Annotated in this window: 19 protein-coding genes and 1 tRNA gene; 11 read left to right on the top strand and 9 right to left on the bottom strand. The window is 59.8% G+C overall.

The features are described 5' to 3' along the window. The first annotated feature begins 219 nt into the window (after window positions 1-219). The 5 genes from ade to Q7T36_RS03110 are packed head-to-tail and all read left to right on the top strand — an operon-like array spanning window position 220 to window position 6916. Complete coding sequence (gene ade / locus Q7T36_RS03130) at window positions 220-1878, top strand: adenine deaminase (RefSeq protein WP_304843910.1); 1659 nt, start codon at window positions 220-222, stop codon at window positions 1876-1878. Beyond that, window positions 1869-3266 (top strand): FAD binding domain-containing protein, encoded by a 1398-nt coding sequence (locus Q7T36_RS03125; protein ID WP_304843907.1) that lies wholly within the window; start codon window positions 1869-1871, stop codon window positions 3264-3266. The genes ade and Q7T36_RS03125 overlap by 10 nt, the downstream gene beginning before the upstream one ends. After that, window positions 3263-5521, top strand: a complete 2259-nt coding sequence (locus tag Q7T36_RS03120) for a xanthine dehydrogenase molybdopterin binding subunit (protein ID WP_304843905.1) — start codon at window positions 3263-3265, stop codon at window positions 5519-5521. The genes Q7T36_RS03125 and Q7T36_RS03120 overlap by 4 nt, the downstream gene beginning before the upstream one ends. Then, the gene (locus Q7T36_RS03115; protein WP_304843904.1) at window positions 5518-5991 is read left to right on the top strand and encodes a hypothetical protein; all 474 of its coding nucleotides are present in this window, start codon (window positions 5518-5520) and stop codon (window positions 5989-5991) included. The genes Q7T36_RS03120 and Q7T36_RS03115 overlap by 4 nt, the downstream gene beginning before the upstream one ends. Then, window positions 5984-6916, top strand: coding sequence for an XdhC family protein (locus Q7T36_RS03110; RefSeq protein ID WP_304843902.1), 933 nt, complete (start codon window positions 5984-5986; stop codon window positions 6914-6916). The genes Q7T36_RS03115 and Q7T36_RS03110 overlap by 8 nt, the downstream gene beginning before the upstream one ends. 107 nt (window positions 6917-7023) lie before the next feature. Here the strand turns inward: Q7T36_RS03110 and Q7T36_RS03105 are convergent, their stop codons facing one another. Beyond that, window positions 7024-7368, bottom strand: a complete 345-nt coding sequence (locus Q7T36_RS03105; protein ID WP_304843900.1) for a hypothetical protein — start codon at window positions 7366-7368, stop codon at window positions 7024-7026. 215 nt (window positions 7369-7583) lie between these two features. On the opposite strand from Q7T36_RS03105, the gene Q7T36_RS03100 reads away from it, so the two are divergent. Then, complete coding sequence (locus Q7T36_RS03100) at window positions 7584-9749, top strand: DNA topoisomerase 3 (RefSeq protein WP_304843898.1); 2166 nt, start codon at window positions 7584-7586, stop codon at window positions 9747-9749. Next, window positions 9746-10459 carry an RDD family protein gene (locus Q7T36_RS03095; RefSeq protein WP_304843896.1) on the top strand — a complete coding sequence of 238 codons (714 nt, stop codon included), beginning with the start codon at window positions 9746-9748 and terminating at the stop codon, window positions 10457-10459. Before Q7T36_RS03100 ends, Q7T36_RS03095 begins: the two co-directional genes overlap by 4 nt. On the opposite strand, the gene Q7T36_RS03090 is transcribed toward Q7T36_RS03095, so the two are convergent. From Q7T36_RS03090 to Q7T36_RS03075, 4 genes are all read right to left on the bottom strand, one after another. Beyond that, window positions 10456-11499: a lipase secretion chaperone gene (locus tag Q7T36_RS03090; RefSeq protein ID WP_304843894.1), complete on the bottom strand. Its 1044-nt coding sequence runs from the start codon at window positions 11497-11499 to the stop codon at window positions 10456-10458. The genes Q7T36_RS03095 and Q7T36_RS03090 overlap by 4 nt on opposite strands. A gap of 82 nt (window positions 11500-11581) precedes the next feature. Next, a complete protein-coding gene (locus Q7T36_RS03085; RefSeq protein ID WP_304843892.1) occupies window positions 11582-12520 on the bottom strand; it encodes a triacylglycerol lipase in 939 nt (312 codons plus the stop codon). Between the two features lie 400 nt (window positions 12521-12920). Beyond that, window positions 12921-13859, bottom strand: coding sequence for a triacylglycerol lipase (locus Q7T36_RS03080; RefSeq protein WP_304843889.1), 939 nt, complete (start codon window positions 13857-13859; stop codon window positions 12921-12923). Window positions 13860-14086: 227 nt separating this feature from the next. Continuing rightward, window positions 14087-14701: a tRNA-(ms[2]io[6]A)-hydroxylase gene (locus Q7T36_RS03075; RefSeq protein ID WP_304843887.1), complete on the bottom strand. Its 615-nt coding sequence runs from the start codon at window positions 14699-14701 to the stop codon at window positions 14087-14089. 139 nt (window positions 14702-14840) lie between these two features. Here Q7T36_RS03075 and Q7T36_RS03070 point away from each other — a divergent pair, with 139 nt between their 5' ends. Genes Q7T36_RS03070 through Q7T36_RS03055 form a run of 4 tightly spaced genes read left to right on the top strand, consistent with a single transcriptional unit; the run spans window position 14841 to window position 18691 of the window. Next, window positions 14841-15761, top strand: a complete 921-nt coding sequence (locus Q7T36_RS03070; protein WP_304843885.1) for a lysophospholipid acyltransferase family protein — start codon at window positions 14841-14843, stop codon at window positions 15759-15761. Between the two features lie 39 nt (window positions 15762-15800). Continuing rightward, entirely contained in the window at window positions 15801-16844 is a 1044-nt protein-coding gene (locus Q7T36_RS03065; protein ID WP_304843882.1) for a toxic anion resistance protein, read from the top strand. A gap of 3 nt (window positions 16845-16847) precedes the next feature. Further along, window positions 16848-18068, top strand: a complete 1221-nt coding sequence (locus Q7T36_RS03060) for a toxic anion resistance protein (RefSeq protein ID WP_304843880.1) — start codon at window positions 16848-16850, stop codon at window positions 18066-18068. A gap of 44 nt (window positions 18069-18112) precedes the next feature. Continuing rightward, on the top strand, window positions 18113-18691 hold the full coding sequence (locus Q7T36_RS03055; protein ID WP_304843878.1) for a TerD family protein: 579 nt from the start codon (window positions 18113-18115) through the stop codon (window positions 18689-18691). A gap of 132 nt (window positions 18692-18823) precedes the next feature. Here Q7T36_RS03055 and Q7T36_RS03050 read toward each other — a convergent pair. The 4 genes from Q7T36_RS03050 to Q7T36_RS03035 form a co-directional block, all read right to left on the bottom strand. Then, window positions 18824-18900, bottom strand: a tRNA-Val gene (locus tag Q7T36_RS03050). Between the two features lie 36 nt (window positions 18901-18936). Beyond that, window positions 18937-20982 carry a DUF3488 and transglutaminase-like domain-containing protein gene (locus Q7T36_RS03045; RefSeq protein WP_304843876.1) on the bottom strand — a complete coding sequence of 682 codons (2046 nt, stop codon included), beginning with the start codon at window positions 20980-20982 and terminating at the stop codon, window positions 18937-18939. Beyond that, window positions 20979-21965, bottom strand: coding sequence for a DUF58 domain-containing protein (locus tag Q7T36_RS03040; protein ID WP_304843874.1), 987 nt, complete (start codon window positions 21963-21965; stop codon window positions 20979-20981). The genes Q7T36_RS03045 and Q7T36_RS03040 overlap by 4 nt, the downstream gene beginning before the upstream one ends. After that, the gene (locus Q7T36_RS03035) at window positions 21952-22869 is read right to left on the bottom strand and encodes a MoxR family ATPase (RefSeq protein WP_304843871.1); all 918 of its coding nucleotides are present in this window, start codon (window positions 22867-22869) and stop codon (window positions 21952-21954) included. The genes Q7T36_RS03040 and Q7T36_RS03035 overlap by 14 nt, the downstream gene beginning before the upstream one ends. Between the last annotated feature and the right edge of the window lie 14 nt (window positions 22870-22883).

Below are 22883 nucleotides of genomic sequence, written 5' to 3'. Positions count from 1 at the left end.
TGTTAAAGATTACTAACTATAGCGACCCCACACCACATCCCCGCCACTTTCTACTGTAATCTTACATGTTACGTATTCGTTATTTTCAATACACAACCAACCCATCCACAAGACCACCATGCTTCAGCCAACATCCGTACCCTGAACAGCAAAACCATCAATAGCGCACCCATCCCACGGGTATTACAATCAAAAGATAGACCTCAAACGGACACCGACATGACCGGCAATTCTGGAAACGTCAGCGCCAACATCGTGGACATCGACCAACGCCGCATTTACGCCGCCAACGTGCAATGGACCGACGGTGTCATTACCGCCATGCAGGAAACCGGCTCCGAGCACCTTGAACTGCCATACCTGATTCCCGGCTTCATCGACGCGCATATCCATCTGGAAAGCAGCCTGCTGCCACCGGCCGAGTTTGCCCGGCTGGCAGTGCGTCACGGCACAGTCGCCACGGTTTCAGACCCGCACGAAATCGCCAACATCCTGGGAATTGAAGGTGTGCACTGGATGCTGGAAAACGTGCAACAGACGCCCTTTCATGTCTTGCTGGGCGCTCCCAGCTGTGTCCCGGCCACGCCGTTTGAAACCGCCGGTGCCGTGCTGGAGGCCCATGAGGTGGAAGCCTTGCTGGATACCCCCGGCGTGGGCTATCTGTCCGAGGTCATGAATTACCCCGGCGTTTTGGCCAAAGAACCGCATCTGATGGCGAAAATCACTGCCACATTGGCACGTAACCGACCCGTTGATGGCCATGCGCCGGGCCTCAGCGGACAAGCAGCCTCTGATTACGCCGCTGCCGGTATCCATACCGACCACGAATGCGCCACGTTGGCCGAGGCCGAAGACAAGCTGAAAAACGGCATGAGCATCCTGATCCGCGAAGGCTCGGCCGCCCGCAATTTCGAGGCGCTGCATCCGCTGATCAGCCGTTTTCCCGGCAAAATCATGTTTTGCAGCGATGACCGCCATCCTGATGACTTGTCACAAGGCCATATCAACAAACTGGCCAGGCGCGCGGTGAAACATGGCCACAATGTCTTTGATGTGCTGCAGGCCGCCTGCCTGACCCCACGGCGTTTTTACCCGCTGGATCTGGGCGAAATGCATGTCGGCGATGCCATGAATGCGGTGCTTCTTGAAAATTTAGAAGATTTCACGGTCAGCGCCACCTGGTTGAACGGCGTGCTGGCGGCGGAAAACGGGGAATGCCGCTTGCAGCGTTATCCCTGCCGTCCGGTCAACCGTTTTGCAGCGGAAAAAGTCCGGCCGGAGCAATTGCAGATACCAGCGGGAATCGATATCGGTACTGTCGTTTGCCGGGTGATCGGCGCTGAAGACGGGCAATTAATTACACGTTCGCTGCAAGTTCCGATGCAGGTTGAAAACGGCCGCATCGTTCCATCCATGGCCGACGATGTGCTGCTGCTGGCGGTCGTCAATCGTTACCACCCTGCTCCGCCCGCCCTGGCCCTGATTCGCGGCTTCGGCCTGAAATCCGGCGCGCTGGCGTCCAGTGTCGCCCACGATTCGCACAACATCGTGGCCGTCGGCTGCGACGCCCATAGCCTGATGCAGGCGATCAATGCCGTTATCGATGCCCATGGCGGCCTGGCCCTGAGCAATGGCGGCAAAACCGATTTGCTGCCTTTACCGCTGGCCGGGCTGATGAGTGATGGCGATGGCGATGCTGTGGCGGCTCATTATTCGTCCCTGACCCACAGTGCCAGAACCCAATTGGGCTGCCTGTTGCGCGCGCCATACATGACCTTGTCGTTCATGGCGCTGCTGGTGATCCCGGCGTTGAAACTGAGTGACAAGGGCCTGTTTGACAGCCAGGAATTCCGTTTCACGGATGTCGTATGTCATTGATATTAAATGATGAAAGTATAGAAACCCCGCATGTTTCACCGGAGATGCCGCTGCTGGATTTCATCCGCAACCAGCGCGGATTGACCGCCGCCAAGCCGGGTTGCGGCACCGGCGACTGTGGCAGTTGTCTGGTACTGGTGGGCGAAAAAGCGCCGGGAGAAACCCAGGCGCGGTACCGGACCGTGAACAGTTGCCTGATGACGCTGGCAGATGCCGAAGGTTGCCACATCATTACCCCGGAAGGCCTGAACGGCGAGGCGTTATCGCCCGTACAGCTGGCCCTGGTGGAACACGGCGCAGTGCAATGCGGCTATTGCACACCGGGGCTGGTCGTGGCCCTGACCGGAGCCTTGCTGAACGGCGAGTCCCCGGTTGAAGCCGCCGAAGGAAATCTTTGCCGATGCACGGGATATGCGGGAATCCGTCGCGCCTGTGAAGACCTGGACACGCAGTTTATCCGCCGTGAGCGCACGTTGGCCGAAGCAGCAGTGTCCGGGTTGTTGTCTGCACTTGTCGCGGCGGCCTCCGCCGGATTAAAACCCTTGGCCGAGGAAAAGCGGCCGACCCACGGCAACCACCTCCGGTTTCGCGCCGGGAATACGGATCTTGGCGTGCAGCACGCTCATCAGGCCGACGATGCCACTGCCTCCATCAGGCTGCATCGTGTGCCATCCTTGCGGGCCATCACGCTCCATGAACGCCATGTGTCCGTCGGCGCCGCCGTGACGCTGGCTGAACTGCGGCAGGATTCAACGCTGCAGGAGGAATGGCCGTTACTGGGACATTTCCTCAGCCAGTTCGCCTCACCCTCCATCCGCCACATGGCCACGGTCGGCGGCAATCTGGTCAACGCCTCGCCGGTGGCTGATCTGGCAGTGCTGCTGCTGTCCATGGATGCCGAACTGGTGTTGCAGTCCGCTTCGCAGGAAAGGCGTTGTTCGCTTGCCGACTTCTATCTGGCTTACCACCAAACCGCCCTGCGCCCGGACGAATTGCTGACCGCCATCCGCATTCCCCGCAATACCGATGTCTCCCGCCGGCTTCACGCCGAAAAAGTGGCGAAGCGCGAGCGGGACGATATCGCCACCGTCAACAGCGCCATGACCGTCAGCAACGGCCTGCCGGGTTGTTTTGGCGAAGTCCGGATCAGTGCGGGCGGCGTGGCGGCCTTTCCCAAACTGTTGATGGCAACCTCCGCTTTCCTGAGCGGGGAACCTGTCAATGCCGCCATTATCCGGGAGGCCATGACGCTCCTTGACGGTGAAATAGCGCCCATTGACGACCTGCGCGGCAGCGCCGACTACAAACGCCGGTTACTGAAACACCTGTTGCTGGCGCATGTTCTGGCGCTGTATCCGGAACTGCGGCTGGAGGACTGCCTGCCATGAATCGCACCCCTGTCAACTTGCTGGTTCAGGGCAAGGCGCAATTCACTGGCGACTTGCCGTTGCCCGCCGGGACGCTGCACGCTGCTGTCGCCACGTCCCCTCATGCCCACGCCACCTTTACCCGCATCGACACCTCGGCCGCACTGCGTGAACCGGGTGTGGTGGCCGTACTGACCGCCGCCGACATTCCCGGCATCAACGACATCGGCAACCTGTTCCACGATGAACCGCTGCTGGCGCACGGTCGTGTCGAATGTGTCGGTCATCCTTATGCCTTGGTGTTTGCAGGCACGGCGGATGCCGCCTGGCGCGGTGCGCAACTGGTCAGCGCCGACTGGCAGCAGCTGCCGGCCATTTTCGAAGCCCGAGCCGCCTTTGCCGCCGGTTCACTGATCCAGCCGCCCCGCACTTTTGCTTTGGGCGATGTCGATGCCGTGTGGTCCGCGTGCCACACCATTGTGTCCGGTCAAGTGGACATCGGCTCCGCCGAGCATGTCTATCTGGAAACGCAATGCGCCCTGGCCATCCCGCGAGATGACGGCGGCCTTAAAGTGCATTCCGCCACCCAGTCGCCCAGCGTGGTGCAGAAGGCGGTCGCCCATATCAGCAGCTTGCCGATGCACCGGGTGGAAATTGAGGTGGCGCGACTGGGCGGCGGTTTTGGCGGCAAGGAAGACCAGGCGACCTTATGGGCCTGTCTCGCGTCTCTGGCGGCGTTGAAGTTGCAGAAACCGGTACGCATCTGGCCGGATCGCCGGGACGACATGCGTATTACCGGCAAACGTCACCCCTATTCTGCCGATTACCGGCTCGGCCTCGACGCCGATGGCAAGTTCATGGCCTACGAGGCTTTCCTCTACCAGAACGCCGGTTGCAGCGCCGACTTGTCCACCGCCATTCTCGAACGTTCACTGTTCCACGCCACCAACGCCTATTTCATCCCGAATGTGCGGGTCACCGCCGCCAGTTGCCGCACCCACCTGCCCTCCAACACCGCCTTCCGGGGCTTTGGCGCACCACAGTCCATTTTCGTTATGGAATGCGCCATCCGCGAAGCCGCGCGGCAATTGCAGCAGCCGCCGGAAGCCTTGCAGCAGCGAAACCTGCTGCAGGACGGCGACACCCTGCCCTATGGCATGTCACCGCAACGAGCCAAGGCACTGGCCTGCTGGCAGGCGCTGGATACCCGCTTCCAACCGGCCGCCAAACGCCAGGAGATCGCAGCGTGGAATTCCGCCAATCCGCGTTTCCGCAAAGGCCTGTCGCTGATCCCGGTGTGCTTCGGCATCGGCTTCACCGCCACCCTGCTGAACCAGGCGGAAGCGCTGGTGCATGTCTATACCGACGGCTCGGTCAGCGTCACCACCGGCGCGGTGGACATGGGCCAAGGCGTGCATGAGAAAATCCGGCGCATCATGGCGCAGACGCTGGGCATTCCGGGCGAACGCATTCATGTGGAAAGCACCAGCACCCTGCGCGTGGCCAATGTCTCGCCCACCGCGGCCAGCACCGGCGCGGACCTGAACGGCGAAGCCGCGCGACAGGCCTGCCTGACCATCCGTCACGGCCTCAGTCAGGTGGCGGCGGAAATTCTGGGCGGCGACCCCGAAGCCATCGTTTTTTCGGATGGCTGGATATCCATCGCCAACACCGAGTTCTCACTAAGCTGGGAAACGCTGGTCAGTGAAGCCTATGCCCGCCGTACAAGCCTGTCTGCGCTGGCGCATTACGCCACCCCCGGCCTGCACTTCAACCATGACACCAATACCGGCAATCCCTTTGCCTACCATGTTTATGGCGCGGCCATGGTGGAAAGCACGGTGGACATCCTGCGCGGCACCGGCACTATAGACCGGGTATCGGTGGTGCATGACTGCGGCCGCAGCCTGGATGAAATGACCGATCGCGGCCAGATTGAAGGCGCGGTGGTGCAAGGCATTGGCTGGATGACCAGTGAGGACATCCGCCACGACGCCAACGGCTGCCTGCTGACCGACACCCTTGCCGGCTACAAGATTCCCGACCTGCATGCCGCACCGCTGATGGACATCGTACTGCTGGAAGATGCCGACAACCCGCCGGGGGTGCTGAACAGCAAGGCTGTTGGGGAACCGCCCTTGGTCTATGGGCTGGGCGCGTACTTCGCCTTGCAGGACGCCATGCTGTCCTGGCGGCCGGACGCGCTGGCGGAATACCACACCCCCATGACCCCGGAACGCATCTTCACCTGGCTGCATCCGGGCAAGGACGCATGAAGGCGGAGATGCTGCGCGCCGGGCTGATTTACGGCGGCGGTGATCTGGTGGCGACGTTGCTGACGGGCCAGTTCAATCCCCTGCGTTCAGCGGGCATTGGTCTGGTGGGCACCCTGGTGTATGCCCCGGAAATCCGCTGGTATTTCGGCTGGCTGGAACGGCGCTTCCCGCAACCGCAGGGGTTCGGCCAACGCCTGCAACGCGCGGCGCTGGCCTGGCTGTGGTTCAATCCGTTGTGGATTGCCCGGCACGCCCTGCTGATCCGCTTGTTCAGCGGCCGCCCGGAGACGATTGATGCCAGTCTGCTGACCGTCGGCCTCACCTCCTTCGCCCTGAACCTGCCGGTGGCGCTGACCGCCAACTACCTGATCCAGAACCGCTTGCCGTTGCGCTGGCGCTTGACCGGCAGCGCATCATTTTCCGCTTTGATGGCGGTGTATTACGCGTTGAGCGAGGTGTGGTTTGGTTGAACTTCCGTTGTGGCAGGCGGTGACCGATGCGCTGGATCAGGGCCAGCGCTGTGCCTTGCTGGCGGTCGCGGACCATCGCGGCAGTTCGCCGGGCAAAACCGGGGCGTTGATGGCGATAACCCTGCAAGGGCCGCTGGCAGGCACCATCGGCGGCGGCGGCATTGAGTCGGCGCTGATGACACAGGTCATGGCCGATCTGCAGGCCGATAGCTTCACGCCATCGTGGCTAACCCGCCGTCATCGTCCGGAGGCGGAAGACAGTTCCGGCATGATTTGCGGCGGCGAGCAGACGGTGGTGACGGCGCTGCTGCAACCGGAGCATCTGGCGGATATCCGCTCCCTTCTGGCCGCCCTGACGGAGGGTCGGCGCTGTGGCTGGCAGATTTCGGCCCGTGGCTGGGAGCTTGATGTCGGCGTGACGGAATCCGGGTGGTTGGCGGATGCGGACTGGTGTTACCGCCATGTGTCCGGGCCACGGGTGACGGTATATCTGGTGGGCGGCGGTCATGTCAGTTTGGCGTTATCGGCGTTGCTGCGCGGGCTGGATTTCCGGGTGGTGGTGCTGGAGGAACGCGGGCTGGTTTCCAGTTTTTTGCAGAATACGCAGGCGCATCTGAAGCGGGTCTGCGGTTATGAAGAATTGGGGGCGGAAATTCCGGACGGCGAGTCGGTGTTTTCGGCCATCATGACGCACTCGCACGAGCGGGATTTTGTGGCTTTGCGGGCTTTGGCGGGCAAGCGTTTGGGCTATTTGGGGGTTTTGGGTAGTCGCAGCAAGGTGCGGCAGTTGCTGGAGATCTGCCCTGCTCCGCCCTTTTTGCATGCGCCGATGGGGGTGCCGATTTGCAGTCATTCGCCGGAGGAGATTGCGGTGAGTGTGGCGGCGGAGATGGTGGGGGTGAGGAATGCGGTTGTGGGCTCCTGATTCTTCAATGGCAGTGCGGTTCAATGACAGGCGTCATTCCCGAGGAGGTGGGAATCGGTGGCTAATGTTATGTTCAGGCCTGCCATTACATGAAACATTAATCTGGACTAATCGACTGCAATACTGCTTTCACAATAATGCTTTTGTTGTTTTTCTGACAGGTCGTGCAAATACCAGCGATTGAATACATTTGCCACAACAAGCGATCTACTATTTTTCGATGTCTTTTTGTGTTCTATATATAAAACTCTATATCCGATAGGAAGCTTCTTTACCCAAGCTGAGAAATAATTAACACCCCGATCACAGTCGATCGGCACGCCCAATTTAGTAATTACAAGGCTTAATGGCATTCCACTTCTAATATCATGCCATTCGCGTGGACCAGAAGTTACCATAGCGATTGAACATACAAGTACTATGGTAACTATTAGCAAGAATGCACGTTTCATAAGTAACCATTCCAGCATAAAAAGGTGGGACGGAGTGATATTTTTCTCGGAACTGCCTCTCTGTCCCTAACGTCTCCTTTGCCGCTCATGCTTTTCCCCCAAGGCGTCACGCGCTTTTTTATCATAAAACGCCAGTGTACCCGGCTTGCTAATTGGAATGAAAGTGCGATGCAAATGATAGAATCCCCTCCCCCTGACGCATGGACCGCCGCTGCATGACCATCCTCATCATTGCCGAAAAACCCTCCGTCGCCCAAGGCCTCGCCAAACACTTCGGCAACGCCCGGCGTCAGGACGGCTACCTCAGCACCGGCCCCTACCTCATCACCTGGTGCTTCGGACACCTCATGGAACTGGCCGAACCCCAAGTCTATGACGAACGCTACCAGAAATGGCGCGCCGCCGACCTGCCCATCCTGCCCGGCGACATCCAGATCTTACCCAAGGCCGACAAAGGCGCACGCCAGCAAATCAAGGTGATCCGCGAACTGCTGAAACAGGTGGACAGCGTCATTCACGCCGGGGACCCCGACCGCGAAGGCCAACTGCTGGTGGACTGGGTGCTGCAGCACCTCAAAAACCGCAAACCGGTGGAACGGTTGTGGCTGGCCGCGCAGGACAGCGCCTCCATCCACAAGGCCTTCCGCCAACTGAAAAGCAACCTGACCTTCCAGCCGCTGTTTCAGGCCGCCCAAACCCGCGCCGTCGCCGACTGGCTGGTGGGCATCAACCTCTCCCGCGCCTTCACCCTCGCCGCCCAGCAACACGGCTATCAGGGCGTGGTCAGCATCGGCCGGGTGCAAACCCCCACGCTGGCGCTGGTGGTGATGCGCGACCTGGACATCGACAACTTCGTCAGCAAGACCTTCTACGTGCCCATGCTGCACGTCGGTGTCGCCGCCGGCAGCTTCTGGGCCGCCTGGGTGGCGCCGGACACCCTGAAAGACCGTTATCCCGACGGCCGCATCACCGACAAGGAGTTTGCCGAAAACATCCTGCGGCTGCCGGAAACCGGCCATATCAGCCTGCTGGACCGGCAGCGCCTGCACACTGCGCCGCCGCTGCCCTACCGCCTGTCGCGCCTGCAAAAGGACGCCAGCGCCCGCTTCGGCCTTAAGGCGGATGAAGTACTGGCCATCTGCCAAAGCCTGTACGAGAAGCACAAGCTGACCTCCTACCCGCGCACCGACTGCGACTATTTGCCGGAATCCCAGCATGCCGAAGCGCCAGCCATCCTCAATGCGCTGGCGGTCATTCATCCCGGCTTGCAGGCGCTGCTGCCGCAAGCCAATACCAGCCTGAAATCGTCCGCCTGGAACGACAAGAAGGTCACTGCCCACCACGGCATCATTCCCGTGCGCGGCGATGGCGCCACCGTGGCCGATCTCAGCGACAAGGAACGCAAGGTCTATGACCTGATCGCCCGCACGTACCTGGCGCAGTTCTTCCCGCCCTACGAATACGAAAAGACGGTGGTGGAATCGCTGTTTGCCGCTGAAACCTTCCGCGCCACCGGCCTGCGCCCGCTGGTTCCCGGCTGGAAGGTGGTCTTTCCCGCCAAGGCCGCCAAGGAGAAGCCCGACAGCGACGAGGCCGAGCCGGAACAAACCCTGCCCGCCATTGACCTCAACGAAACCGCGCACAATCTGGACAGTGAAGCCCGTGAGAAACAAACCACCCCGCCCAAGGCCTATACCGACGGTACGCTGATTGCCGACATGGAAAGCGTGCACCGCGTGGTGGCGGCCAAGACCAAGGCCATCGACAACAAATGGCTGAAGCTGCTCAAGGAAAATGCCGGGTTGGGCACGGAAGCCACGCGGGCGCGCATCCTCACCGTGCTGCTGGACCGGGGCTTCCTGATGCACAACGGCAAGTTGCTGATCTCCACCCCCACCGGGCGGGCGCTGATCCAGGCGCTGCCCAAGGAGGTGAAAAGCCCCATTGCCACGGCGATGATGGAACAGGAGCTATCCGCCATTGAAAAGGAAGGCGCGGACAGCGCCGCCTTCCTGCTGAAGCAACATGAAAACCTGACCCGGCTGGTGGCGCTGGCGGCGGCAACACCCATGGTGCTGGCCAATCCGGAAACAGCCGTGGCCACCCGCAAATCCCCGGTCCGCGCCCGAACCGCCAAGGCGGCATCAACCGGCAAGTCTGTTGCAGCCAAGACCGACGCCAAGCCCCGCAAGCGCGCCGCCCCCAAGGCCAAGACAGCCAAAGCCGCAACCCCTGTGGCCACCTCCTCCTCCGCCCAAACCTGTCCGGCCTGCCAACGGCCCATGGTTTTACGCCAGCGCAAGTCAGACGGGCAGGCATTCTGGGGCTGTTCCGGTTATCCTGCCTGCAAGCAAATCGTCAACCAGGCCCAAACCCCATGAAACGCACCAAGCCGATGCTGGACTCTCTTCTAATTCTGGAAACCCCGGAAGGCGTGCGCCTGTCGCTTCATCTGGCGGGCATGGTGCCGCGCAGCCTCGCCTTTGGCGTGGATTTGCTGATTCGCGGCGGCATTTTGATCGGGCTGGCCATGGGTTTAAGCAAGCTGGGGAATATCGGAACCGGCTTGTTCCTGATTCTGCTGTTTCTGATGGAGTGGCTGTATCCGGTGATTTTCGAGGTCTATTTCGGGGGGGCGACACCGGGCAAGAAAATGCTGGGATTGACGGTGATGGAGTCCAGCGGATTGCCGGTGGGCTGGCGCTCGTCGCTGATCCGAAACCTGTTGCGTTTCGCGGACTTCCTGCCGTTCTTTTACGGTTTTGCGGTGTTTTCACTACTGAATACAGCGCGCTATCAGCGGCTGGGGGATCTGGCGGCGGGTACGGTGGTGGTCTGGAAACAACAGCCGCAGGAGATACCTGAATTCCCCGATCATCCCCCTGTGGACCCGCCGGTCAGACTGACACCGGAGGAGCAGCGCAGCCTGATTGATTTTGCAGCGCGGGCCGGACAGCTCACCCCGCAGCGACAACTGGAACTGTCCGACCTGATGGTGAAACTGACCGGCCACACCGGACAACCGGGCTTGGAGCGGTTGCTCGGCATGGCCAACCATCTGGCCGGAAACCGTCGTCAGACGGCGGATTAATCCGGAACCGTCAGCCCCTGATCGTGGATGCGTTCCAGTGCATCCACCCGCACCTGCTCCTGCTGGTTGAAGCGTTGCTGGCGTATCGTCTGCACCTGCTGCTGCCTGTCCTGTTCACTCAAGGCCGGGTTCTTCAAAATAGTCTCGCGTTCCTGCAGGTATCCCGCCATCTTCGCATCCCATTCCGAACGTTCGTGATCCAGCGCTTCCAGACGGGTGGCGGCTTCCGGGCCCACAATCTGTTCACGGATGGCGCGCAACTCCTGCGGTGAGCCGGAGCGTCCCTTCCAGTCTTTTTCCAGCGCCTGCAATTCCTGGTACTGGTTCAGCGTCTTCACGCTTTCCTTCATGTCCGGCGGCAGCTGTTCCAGCAGCGCGGCAGTGCGCTTGGCCTTTTCGGTGGCGCTCAGGTTCTTGTCCTGCATCACCTCGATACGTCCCAGCGTATAACTGTCATAGGCATCTTCATCGCCGAAGAATGCCGTAATCACTTCGCGGTCGAAATATTGCGAACGCAGGTTTTGCACATCCAGCTTTTGCTGGCGGATGGCGGCAATGTTCAGCGAAGGGTCACCGGCCACCTGCGGTAAGCGGCCCAGCCCGTCACGGTAGGAGATATAGGACTCCAGCAGCTTTTCAGCTTGTGCGGCGGCCTTGGCGGGCAATTTATGGCGAATATGGGCGCGGATACGGGCAATGATGGTCGTCAGGTCTTCCTCACCAATGGCCGAGAGGAAATAGTCGAAGGTCTGGCGCACGCCCTTGGTGATTTTCAGGTTGCCGTTGGCATCCACTTCCAGCGCACCATCTACCTCGGTGTCCTGCAAGGACTTGGGCATGCCTTCCAGGCCCGTCGTGAACCGGGAGGCGGCATTCAGGGAGTTGCTGAGGGCGCTGCTGACCATTTCCGCGGTGTTCTGGCCCGGCTTCGGCATCAACACCGCATCCGCAGCGGGTTCCTTGTCGCGGGAAAACCAGAGCAGGCCCAAGGCAATGGCCAGCAATACACCTACCAACCCCAACACCATTTTCTTCTGCATTATTTTTATTCTCCAGTGTGCAGCCAATAACAAAACGGCGGCCCCTTCGGGCCGCCGTTGCTTACAATATCAAGCCTGAAGCTTAGAGACCAGCCGATTTCAACCGGTTGGCATGCGAGCGGTAGACATCGGTCGGGGCCGGGGTGAACAGGCCGCGGATGCCGAACATCTGGTTGATGGCGTCGCCATGGTTCCACGGATAGTTGTCACGCAGCACTTGACCGAAGTGGCTGGAGCAACGTCCCACCAGACCGTCGTTGGCTTCCTTGCTGGCCAAACCGGTGATCCCGAAGAAGGTATCAAGCGGGTCCAGGATGTTATTGAAGGGCGAAGTGCCGCTCCAGGAGTAGTTACGGATGCCGTTGGCGGTATAAGCGCCTTCACCGCAGGCGGTGGTCGGCAGGCCTCTTGGATGCTTGCTGTTGAAGGTAGCCGCGCCAACCGTGGTAAAAGAATCCATGCTGGCCATAAAGTCTTCCTTGTAGCTGTTGCCCGCCAGGAAAGTGACGATGCTGGCAACCGCTGTTCCGACGCTTTGCACCACAGAAGCGGAATAGGCACCGGCCGGAGCAACATTACGGATCACATCGGCCAGACCGGCGCCTTTGGCCGGGCTGTGGATCAGGGTCACGGAAGCCACGCGGGTGGGGATCACATCAGCGACGTAACGCACCGAGAAACCGCCATGGCTGTGGCCCATCAGGTTGACCTTGGCCGCGCCAGTGATGGCCAGGATGTTCTGGGTTTGTTTCAGCAGTTGCTCACCGCGCAATTCAGAGCTGTTGAACGCGGAAGCCGACGTTGGATAGACCTTGGCGCCGCCGTCCTTCAGGGCGCCGGGAATGCCGTACCAGTAATCCACCACGCCCAACAACTTGTCGAAGCCCAGCACGCCGGGTGCCAGCACCAGCGGATACTTGGTCTTGGTGTAGTCGCAGTTGAAGAGGCACCAGGCGCTGCTGACATTAGCAGTCATGGCGGCGCTGACGAGAACGGATGCAGCCAGAATTTTCTTGTACATGGTGAAATCTCCTGCGACGGATAAAGCCAAAAAGGTTGTTGTTATTGCCGGTTTTCTGAACATTCTTAGTCAATGTTTTGTTTGTTAATTCGTCAGTCGGGAACAATTAGAGTATTTATTCGACATGTGGCTATCTTATCACCAACTCTAGGCGAGGCTTGATAATCAGCGCCAATAGTTAGTGATTAAACGTCACCTATCTGACAAAGCCCGTCAAAACGACGATGAATGGCGACAGTGTCCTTGTGCGTTCACGACATTGTCTGACAATTCCAGTCGCTGATTTGTCCATCCTTTGAACAAGCTGCGCGGAGCCGCCCGCACCGGCGCTGCCCGATTTAGCGGCATAAAAAAAGGCGCCCGTCCGGGCGCCTGAAACCTTAAGAATCGGTTTGTTGAATCAGAGGCCTGCGGTCTTCAGGCGGTTGGCGTGTTCGCGGTAGACATCCACCGGATCGGGCGTGAACAGGCCGCGCACACCGAACAACTGGTTGATGGCGTCACCATGGTTCCACGGATAGTTGTCACGCAGCACCTTGCCGAAGTGGCTGGAGCAACGTCCAACCAGGCCGTCATTCGCTTCAGAACCAGCCAGACCGGTCAAACCGAAGAAGGTGTCCAGCGGGTCCAGGACGTTGGCGACAGTGGTGGTGCCGCTCCAGGAGTAGTTGCGGATACCGTTGGCCGTGTAAGCGCCTTCGCCGCAAGCGGTGGTCGGCACACCGTTGGGATGCTTGGCGATGAACGCGGCAGAACCGGTCTTGGTGAAGGAATCCATGCTGGCCATGAAGTCTTCCTTATAGCTGTTGCCCGCCAGGAAGGTAATCAGGTTGGAAACCGCCGTGCCCACTGTCTGCACCACGGTGTCGGTGAACGTGCCGGCCGGGGCCACGCCGCGCACCAGATCCGCCACCGGCGAACCCTTGACCGGGCTGTGAACCATGGTCAGCGAAGCGACACGGGTCGGGATGACATCAGCAACATAACGCACCGAGTAACCGCCATGGCTGTGGCCAATCAGGTTGACCTTGGCGGCGCCGGTAATGGCCAAGATGTCCTGGGTTTGCTTCAACAGCTGCTCGCCGCGCAGCTCGGAGCTGTTGAACGCGGAAGCCGATGTCACATAAACCTTGGCGCCGCCATCCTTAAGACCGCCGGGAATGCCGTACCAGTAATCCACAAAGCCCACCAGCTTGTCAAAGCCCAGCACGCCCGGCGCCAGCACCAGCGGATACTTGGTTTTGGTGTAGTCGCAATTGAACAGGCACCAGGCGCTGCTGACATTGGCGGAAAAGGCTGCGCCTGAGAGAATGGCGGCGGTCATGAGCTTCTTGAACATTTGGAGTGATCCCCTGCTTCCGGTTGTTGTGTCACGTGGGTCTTTACACGTGTATTTGTCATTTTTATCGGAGTTTTACGGGTACAGCTTTTAGAGTCATTACACTAATTTTTGTTTGTAAAGCCGCATTAGCTGCCGCTTGTCGCCATATTAGTGTCTTTGGTCGCCAATCGCTTGATAAACACCGACACGATGGGGAAATCGTGTCGTGAATTACCAAATCGTGATCAATGCTCAGTTGTTTCAGGAATTCCGCTGTGAAAACGGAACAGGGGATCGGGCGAAAGGATCAGTCCGGCCTCCGCTTCGCGGAAGAAAGCCACCCGCGCCGTGATCGGTTCCGGGCTATATTGCTGCGCCAACTCCAGGTAATACTCGAAATGGCGTGATTCCGACTTCAGCAGGTAGGTGTAATAACGCCCCAGTTCCGCATCCACGAGGGGAGCCAGCGCCTGGAACCGTTCGCAGGAACGCGCCTCTACAAACGCGCCGATAATCAGCACATCCACCAGATGCCCCGGCTCCGAAGTGCGGATGTGCTGGCGCAGCCCGCCCGCATAGCGCCCCGCCGACAACGGCTTGTAGCCCAGCCCGCGTTCCTCCATCATTTCCATGACCTGCTCGTAATGCAACAGCTCCTCCCGCGCCAGCTGCGCCAGCTTGTGCTGCAAATCGCGGCGGTCGTTATAACGGAACAGCAGGTTCATGGCGGTGCTGGCCGCCTTCTTTTCGCAGTTGGCGTGGTCCTGCATCAACAGCGGCAATTGGCGGGTGGCCTCGTCCAGCCAGGCCTGCGGCGTGGGGCACGCCAGAAAATCATGAACGGGTTGCAAGAAATCCATCGTAAACTCCTGAGACTTGCCGGATATTATACGTGTCCGCTCTTGGTGTTGGAGAACATGTCCATTATGCTTTCAGGCCTGAAATCCATAACGATCATGGCCGCCAACGGCCGGCTTCACTGAGGTTCCGCGCTGCATCATGCCCATTACAGAAACCGACAAGCTTCCCCCCGTCCTGACCCGGCGCGATAAAATCATTCTCAGCCTGCTGCGCGTGTTCAGCCGGCTGTCGCTGCCGTTTCTGCAAAAGCTGGGTCTCTGGCTGGGCGTCATCGCCTCCTGGTATCCAGGCAAGAATGCCCGGGTCATCGAACAAAACCTGCGTTTGTGCTATCCCGGACAAACCGATGACTGGATTCGCCGCACGGTGCGCCAGAACATGATTTCTACCGGACAGACCGGCCTGGAGTTCGCCAAGACCTGGGGCATGCCGCCGGAATACAGCATTGAGCACATCCGCAAGGTGACCAACGGCGACGTTTTCTTTGACGCCTTGAAGGAAGGACACGGCGTGCTGGCCATAACCCCGCACTACGGCACCTGGGAATTCATGAACGCCTGGCTGAACCAGCATGCGCCCGCCGTCATCATGTACAAGCCGGGCAAGGACCGCGGCGTTGACGCCTTCGTGCGTGAAGCCCGCAGCCGCCTCAGCGCGCACATGGTGCCCACCGACGAGCGCGGTGTGAAGCAGATGCTGAAATGCCTGAAAACCGGCGGCTTCACCATCATCCTGCCCGATCACGTTCCCAGCGACAACGGCGGCCTTTATGCGCCGTTTTTCGGGGTCAATGCGCTGTCCACCGTGCTGACGCCGCGGCTGGTGCAGAAAACCAAGTGCAAGGTGGTGTGCATGACCTGCACCCGCCTGCCAGGCGAGGATGGCTTTGAAATCTATTTTGAAGCGCCGCACCCGGACATCTACAGCAGCGACCTGCAAACCGCCACCGCCGGCATGAACCTGTCTCTGGAAAGCCTGATCCGGCGCGACCCGACGCAATACCAGTGGTCTTACAAGCGCTTCAAGCGCACCGACCCCGTGATCAACGTCTATTCTTGAGGCAAGCACTTTCAGCACGCGGAGTCCGGACACCCCCGTATGGTCAAGACCTTTCATGACCGCACCCCGAAGCCAGCCCCCCCGGATTCCTCCGCCGAAACTCCGGGGAGTCCGCTGTTCGCCTCGCTGGAGGCCCGCAAGCTGAGCGCCGCCGCCGATTCCGCCACCACCGCCCCGAAACCCCTGTTCCGCCCCGCCGTTCATGCCGAACTGGCCGCCGGTGAGCGGGCCAGGATTGAACAGGCCATTGCCGGGCTGAAACTGGATGACTTCCGCTTTGGCGATGCCGAGATTTCGCGCATCATCCAGCTCCGGGACGACATCCGTGTTGACGATCCAACGTATATCAGTGAGTTCGGCGCCGACCTCGGCCAGTTCTCGGACGGCATCCTCAACCGGCTGGCGGAAATTTCCCAAAGCCGGTATCCGGAACAGATTCGCGAATACCTGACCGGCATCCTTCAGCAGACGCGCAAGGTGAATCCGGAAGCGCTGCGGGAAAGCGGCAACGCGGGTTGGCTCAAATCGCTGTTTACACGCGGCGTCACCGACAAGGAAGGTTTTCGTCAGGTTGAGCGGGAGATCGGCTCCCTGACCGCTTCATGTCTGGAAAAACTGTCGTTGCTGAAGAAGTCACAACTGGCTTTTGTCGACCTGCTGGAAAAGACCGAGCTTCAATTCCGCACCATTACCTGCCAGATGGTGGCCGGGCAATTGCGGCTGGCGGCAGAACGGGAAGAAGCTGATGCCGCCCCGCCGGGTGATTTTTTTGCCCGTCAGGAAGCCGTGGATCGACAGGAAGCCCTGAACCGGTTCGAGCGGCGGTTGCACAACCTGTCCTTGCTGCGGCATACCGTGCTGTTGCGCATGAGCCAGTTACGTCTGGAACAAAAAAACATCCATGCCTTGATTGACCAGACCCATGAAACCATTACCTTAGTCATACCGGCTTGGCGACAGCAGGTCATGGCGTTATTTTCCGCCTCTGCGGGGGAGATGCATGCAGAACTGTTCGACCGGCTTGCCACGACACAACACGCCTTGCAGGAGCGCCTGCAGGCAATCAACACCAGACAGGGATAAATAATGAGCAAGTTCAAGCCCGTTTCCGCCTTCCAGACCGAGAGCGCCCCTGCCCCGGCATCCGCACCCGCATCTTCTCCGGCGGTGTATCAGGAGCCTTCCCCCGTCGCCACCCGCCCGGCGGCGGAGTCTGCACTGGAGGTGGTGTTTGCCCGCAATCAGGAGCGGCTGCAACAATCCGGCGCCGATGTCGGCAAGTTGCGGCAGGACGTGATGCGCTTGTCGCAGTCCTTCGACCCGCGCCGCAGTGACGGCGTGCATCAACTGGGCTCCAAATCCGGGGAAAAGATCGTCCAGTATTCTGAAAAACTGCTGACCCAAGTCAAGACCAAGGACATGGACGGTCTGGGTGAAAAGCTGCACGACGTGGTGATGCTGGCCAAGGGCATCAATGTGCAGGCGCTGGTCAAGAACAGCGGCTCCGGTTCCAAAATCCCGTTGATTGGCGGCCTCATCGACTCCTTGCGCATGGGCAAGGAGCAAATCCTGGGCCGTTATGACACGCTCAGCAAGCAGATTGAAAAACTGGTCAGTGAAATCAAGGTTACACAAACCCGCCTCAGCACCCGTATCCGCGACCTGGACCAGGTTTATGAGTTCAATGTCGAGGAATACCGCAATCTGGACTGCAACATCCTGGTGGGCGAAATCAAGGTGGAGGAATTGCGGCAGGAGCTGGAACAGCGCCGCAACGCGCCTTCGGCCACTGACCCGATGGAAGCCCAGGCCCTGGGAGACCTCCAGGACCTGATCGGCCGCCTGGACAAGCGCGTGCATGATTTGCGCACCATGCAGATGGTGGCGGTGCAAACCGCGCCGATGATCCGCATGGTGCAGTCCAACAACCGCATTCTCATCGACAAGTTCCATAACTTGCAGGAACTGACCATTCCCAGCTGGAAAAAACAGTTCACCCTGGCCATTGCGCTGATCGAACAGCAGAAAGCCGTGGAACTCAGCCAGCGGATCGACGACACCACCAACGACCTGATGCGCCGCAACGCCGACTTGCTGCGCCAGAATTCGGTGAATACCGCCCGCGCCAACCAGCGTTCGGTGGTGGATATCGAAACCCTGGAGCATGTGCAGCAGACCCTGATTTCCACCATGGAAGAAGTGGAACAGATTCAGCGGGAAGGCGAGCAATCGCGGCAGCAGGCCGCCGGACGCATGGAAGAAATGAAAACCGAACTGATGCAGCGTCTGAATGGAAGCCCTGACTGACACTGCTTTTTCCCCGGAACCGGATTACCCCCAGGAGAGCTACCATGGCAATTAATCTTAAAAAAGGCGAAGGCATCAATCTCAGCAAAACAGCACCGGCGCTGCGCACTATCCGGGTCGGGCTGGGCTGGGACAAACGCGCCGCCGCCGGCGCTGATTTCGATCTGGATGTCTCGGTTTTTGTGTGCCGGCTGAATGACTTCAATGAACCGAAGCTGATTTCTGACGATTATTTTGTGTTTTACAACAACAAGCAGTCACCGGACGGCGCGGTCACCCACTCCGGCGACAACCGCAGCGGCGAGGTTCGGGGCGATGATGAGGTGATTGGCATTGACCTGAACAAAATCAATGCCGAAGCCCGCGAGATTTCCTTCATCGTCACCATCCACGATGCGGTGGCGCGCAACCAGAACTTTGGCCAGATCCAGAATGCCTACATCCGTCTGTATGACGATGCCAATGGGCAGGTGGTGGCGGAGTACGATCTGGATGAGATGTTTTCGCAGGAAACGTCGGTGCAGTTCGGTTCGTTTTTCCGGGCGACTTCCGACTGGGCGTTCAAAGCGGTGGGTGCGGGTTACAAGCTGAGCCTGGAGGATTTTGTGGAGGGGTATCGCTAGGCCGTGCATGACGAACACTTTGGCAGGCAGCCGCCTCTCATGGCGGCTGCCTGTTGCCGTTATCCGGTTGTTCTGGGGGTAAAACAAAAAGCCGCTGGCAGCAAACTGCCAGCGGCTTTTTGTGACTTAATTTGGTAGACGCAACTGGACTCGAACCAGCGACCCCCACCATGTCAAGGTGGTGCTCTAACCAGCTGAGCTATGCGTCTGTATCTGAGGCGCTTATTCTATGCATAACCACCCGGCTAGGCAATAGTCCCCTCAACCAATTGCGTCTTTTGTGGGCGATATTCCGGCCAAGTGCGCAACAAACGTGCAAGTTCACGTAAATCCTGCTTCCCGGCCCCCGCATCCGGCTGATAGCGGATAGTCGAATAATGCTTTGCAAACAATGCCGCATGGTTTTGCCAATGCGGCTGACGGAGCTCCAGCCTTTGCATCCACGCCATCACCCCTTCCCCGTCCATACGCTGCAAGCCCTTGCGCCCCAAACGCCTCGACAACCTCTGCACCAGCCGGTCCGCCGGATGCCAATGCTTGCGGTGACGTAGAATGGTAAACAGCGCCAGCACGCCCGCCACTACGACCAAAGCCCCGAACATGACCGCCATCCGCCGCCAGAACGAACTGTCCCCCAATAACTTCAACAGGAACTCTTCCTGGCTACCGGTGTCAAAACCCACTACATCACGCTGCCAGCGGTAGTTCACATAATCCGCCATGTTGCGCAGTTTTCCCAGCAACTGGTAATTACTGAAACGCAACGCACTGAGCGCGGATTCACCCCAAACCTCCCGTTGTTCGGCTATGACACCCATTCCGTCATCAATCCGCTCCGGCGCCACGGCGGCGGTAGGGTCAAACTGAACCCAACCGCGACCGTCCAGCCAGACTTCCACCCATGCATGGGCATCCATCTGCCGCACTTGCCAGGAGTCCCCGGTCGGACTGTAGTCACCGCCCTGATAGCCCGCCACCACGCGGGCCGGGATGCCCGCCGCCCGCATCAGGAAGGTAAATGAAGAGGCATAGTGCTCGCAAAACCCGCGCCGGGAACGAAACAGGAAATCATCAATCCGGTTCGCACCCAGCGGCGGCGGCTCCAGCGTGTAATGAAAGGGCGATTTTCGGAACCAGCGCAGCACGGCATCCAGGTAGGTGCGTTCATCGCCAAAATGCCTTCGCCAATCCACAGCCATCTTGCGAGCCACGGGATTACCCTCAGCCGGCAATAACAGGTTCTCGCGCCGCATCCACTCCGGCAGATTGGCATCCAGCGACACTACGGTAAATTGCTCGGCATCATAGGTCAGCCGCTGGAACACCGGGTCACGCGCCGTCAGCATAAAATCCCGGGTCAGGCCGATATTGGCGTTTTTAGCCTGCGACACGGGCAAGGTAAAGAGCCAGTGTTTGTCCGTGGGCTCCAGAATGACCCGATACGGCATGGATTTCTGGTCGCGGATACGGATGGACTCGCTGGTCCAATCCGGCAACGGTTGCCTACTCCACGCCACCGGACCGTAAATACTGAGGCGGTGATCGGCACTGGGGCTCCAGGTAACACCGTCAAACCGGGAAAACGTCAGACCGCGCCAGTACAGTGTATTCTTGGGTGGCACCCGGCCATTGGGAAACTCCACCCGAAAAGCCAGAGCGTCCGATTTGCCGAGGCTGGCGAGGTCGCCCGGAGCCATGGAGTCCGACATACCGGTCCGCCCCGTAGAGTCCGTCAGTTTCATGGACCAAAGCGGGGGCAGGCGGGGAAAAAACACAAACAGGATCAGCATCAGCGGCACGGCTTGCGCCAACATGACGCCAGCCTTGCGCAAGGTAAAACCGGCCTGGTTGCCGCCGAGGTTGGTCGCGACCAGCGCCGATACCGCCACCAGCACCGCAAACACGCTGTACACCGACGCAAACAAACCCTGCTCAAAGAAGAATGACGTAGCCAGTACAAACAGCGACAACACCATCAACACGTAATGGTCACGCTCCGCCCGTGACTCCAGCAGCTTCATGGCCAGGCAGAAGATCAGGAACGCTACCCCGGCCTCCGGACCAAACCAGGTGTGATAACTGGCGCGGACCCCGGCAATGCCGCCCAGCAGCATCAAGGCCAGCAACCATTTGTTCGGCAGCGGCACCCGGCTTTCCACCGTTGGCAAACGCCACAGGCCGACTATAGCCAATAGCACGTTCAACCACCAAGGCAGCCGTGAGACATGCGGCAGCAGCGCGACTGCCAGCGCCAGCAGCAACCAATAGCGGGCATGGCGATACGTCGTCATGGCTCAATCTCGAATAAGGCCAGCGCCGTCAGGCATTGCTCGCGATGGGCGGGTCCCTGCCCTACCGGAATTTCCAGGCCGGGCAGGCGCAAGGCAAAGGGTTGCTGGACCTGGCTCAGTTTTTCAACCCACCAAGCCAGCCGGGACAGCCGGTTCTCACGGTCCATGCCCGACAGAGCCTGATAGTCGAGCGTATCACTGCCCGCTACCGGCTCGCTGTAGGTCTTGACCAGCATGCCCTGCCCACGCGCCAGATGTTTCCAGGACACATGCGCCAGCGGGTCTCCCGGAGTAAAGGTTTTCAGGGCTTCAAAATCGTCCTGGCCCGGACGACGTCGGCGGCTTTGCTCACTGTCATCCGACTGGCCGGAACCGGCGGGCAGCACATCGCTGGCAATCGGCCGGGGATAAATCACAGCCTCCAGATCCATGTCCAGCCAGGTCCAGGCGCGAAAAAGGCCCAGTGGGAACACGGTGCTGATTTTGACGCGCGGCGGATGAAACCTGCCCCGGCGGGGAGCCCGCAGGTACACCGTGACTTCCATCGCCTGATTCACTTGACCGACCTGTTCGATGACATCATCCCAATCCAGTTGCAGGCTGTGGTACAGCCGTTGATCGGGATTCGACAGGCTGAGTACGAAACCCGCCGGTTCACCGGCAAAACCCGGATGCGTTCCGACAGCCTGAATCCGCAAGCCGGACAGATTGGCGAAGGTATGGTGAATGGTGACAACCATCAGGCTGCCCAGAAGGAAACACAGTCCCAGCAGCAGGTTGTTGGCGTAGTTGATGCCGGCAATGAATAGCGACAACAGCAAGGCGCACGTCAGGCCGCCGTGACGGGTCAGGAAAATAAAGACGCGGCGCTGGTTAAGCGTGACATCACGGGTCACCGGCAAGCGGCGGCTCAGCCAGGCACTCCAGCGCTTGCGCCACCAGGTTTTAACGGGGCCGGGAGTCTCCATATCAAGCCAGGACATCCACCGCTTGCAACAAGCGGGTGGTCAGTGAATGGACACGGCCCTGGTCTTCAATACTGCCGCGCAAGCGGTGTTCGGCCACCGAGGGTAACACGGCCTGAACGTCTTCCGGCTGGGCGTACTGACGCCCATCCACAAAGGCCCAGGCCTGGGTGGCGCGCTTCAGCGCCAGCAAACCGCGTGGTGACAAACCGTGCGGAAAGTCCCGGCTCTGGCGGGTATGGGCCACCAGCCGCAGCAGATAATCCAGCACCGGCTCCCCCAGATGCACACTGTCAATTTGCTGCTGCCAAGCTTCGAGTCGATCGGTATCGGCCAAGGGTTGCAGGGTGGTCAGTATTTTGCGGCGATCGGTGCCGGTCAGCAGTTCGCGCTCGGCGCGCGGATCGGGATAGCCCAGCTGAATGCGCATCAGGAAGCGGTCAAGTTGCGATTCCGGCAGCGGAAAGGTGCCCATCTGGCTCATCGGATTCTGGGTGGCAATGACAAAGAAGGGCTTTGGCAGCGGCCGGGTCAGGCCGTCGCTGGTCACCTGCCCTTCCTCCATGGCCTCCAGCAAGGCGCTTTGGGTCTTGGGCGTGGTACGGTTGATTTCGTCGGCCAACAGCATCTGGTGAAAAACCGGACCGGGACGGAAGGTGAATTCCTGATCCGCAGGATTGAAGATGGAGACGCCAATGATGTCGGCGGGCAGCATGTCGCTGGTGAATTGCAAACGCTGGTAGCTGAGCCCCAGCACCCGCGCCAGCGCCTCGGCCAGCGTGGTCTTGCCCATGCCGGGCAGGTCTTCGATCAACAGGTGGCCCCGCGCCAGCAGGCAAGTGAGCGCCAGGCGGATCTGATGTTGCTTGCCGAGAATCACGGCATTGACGGAGGCCAGGATTTCCTGCACGGGAGAGCTCATTCCGGTTTCCTTGG

Source organism: Fluviicoccus sp. (assembly GCF_030646115.1).
Classification (GTDB): domain Bacteria; phylum Pseudomonadota; class Gammaproteobacteria; order Pseudomonadales; family Moraxellaceae; genus Fluviicoccus.
The sequence above is the reverse complement of the archived record's forward strand: the minus strand, read 5'-3'. Positions and strand labels throughout refer to the sequence as shown.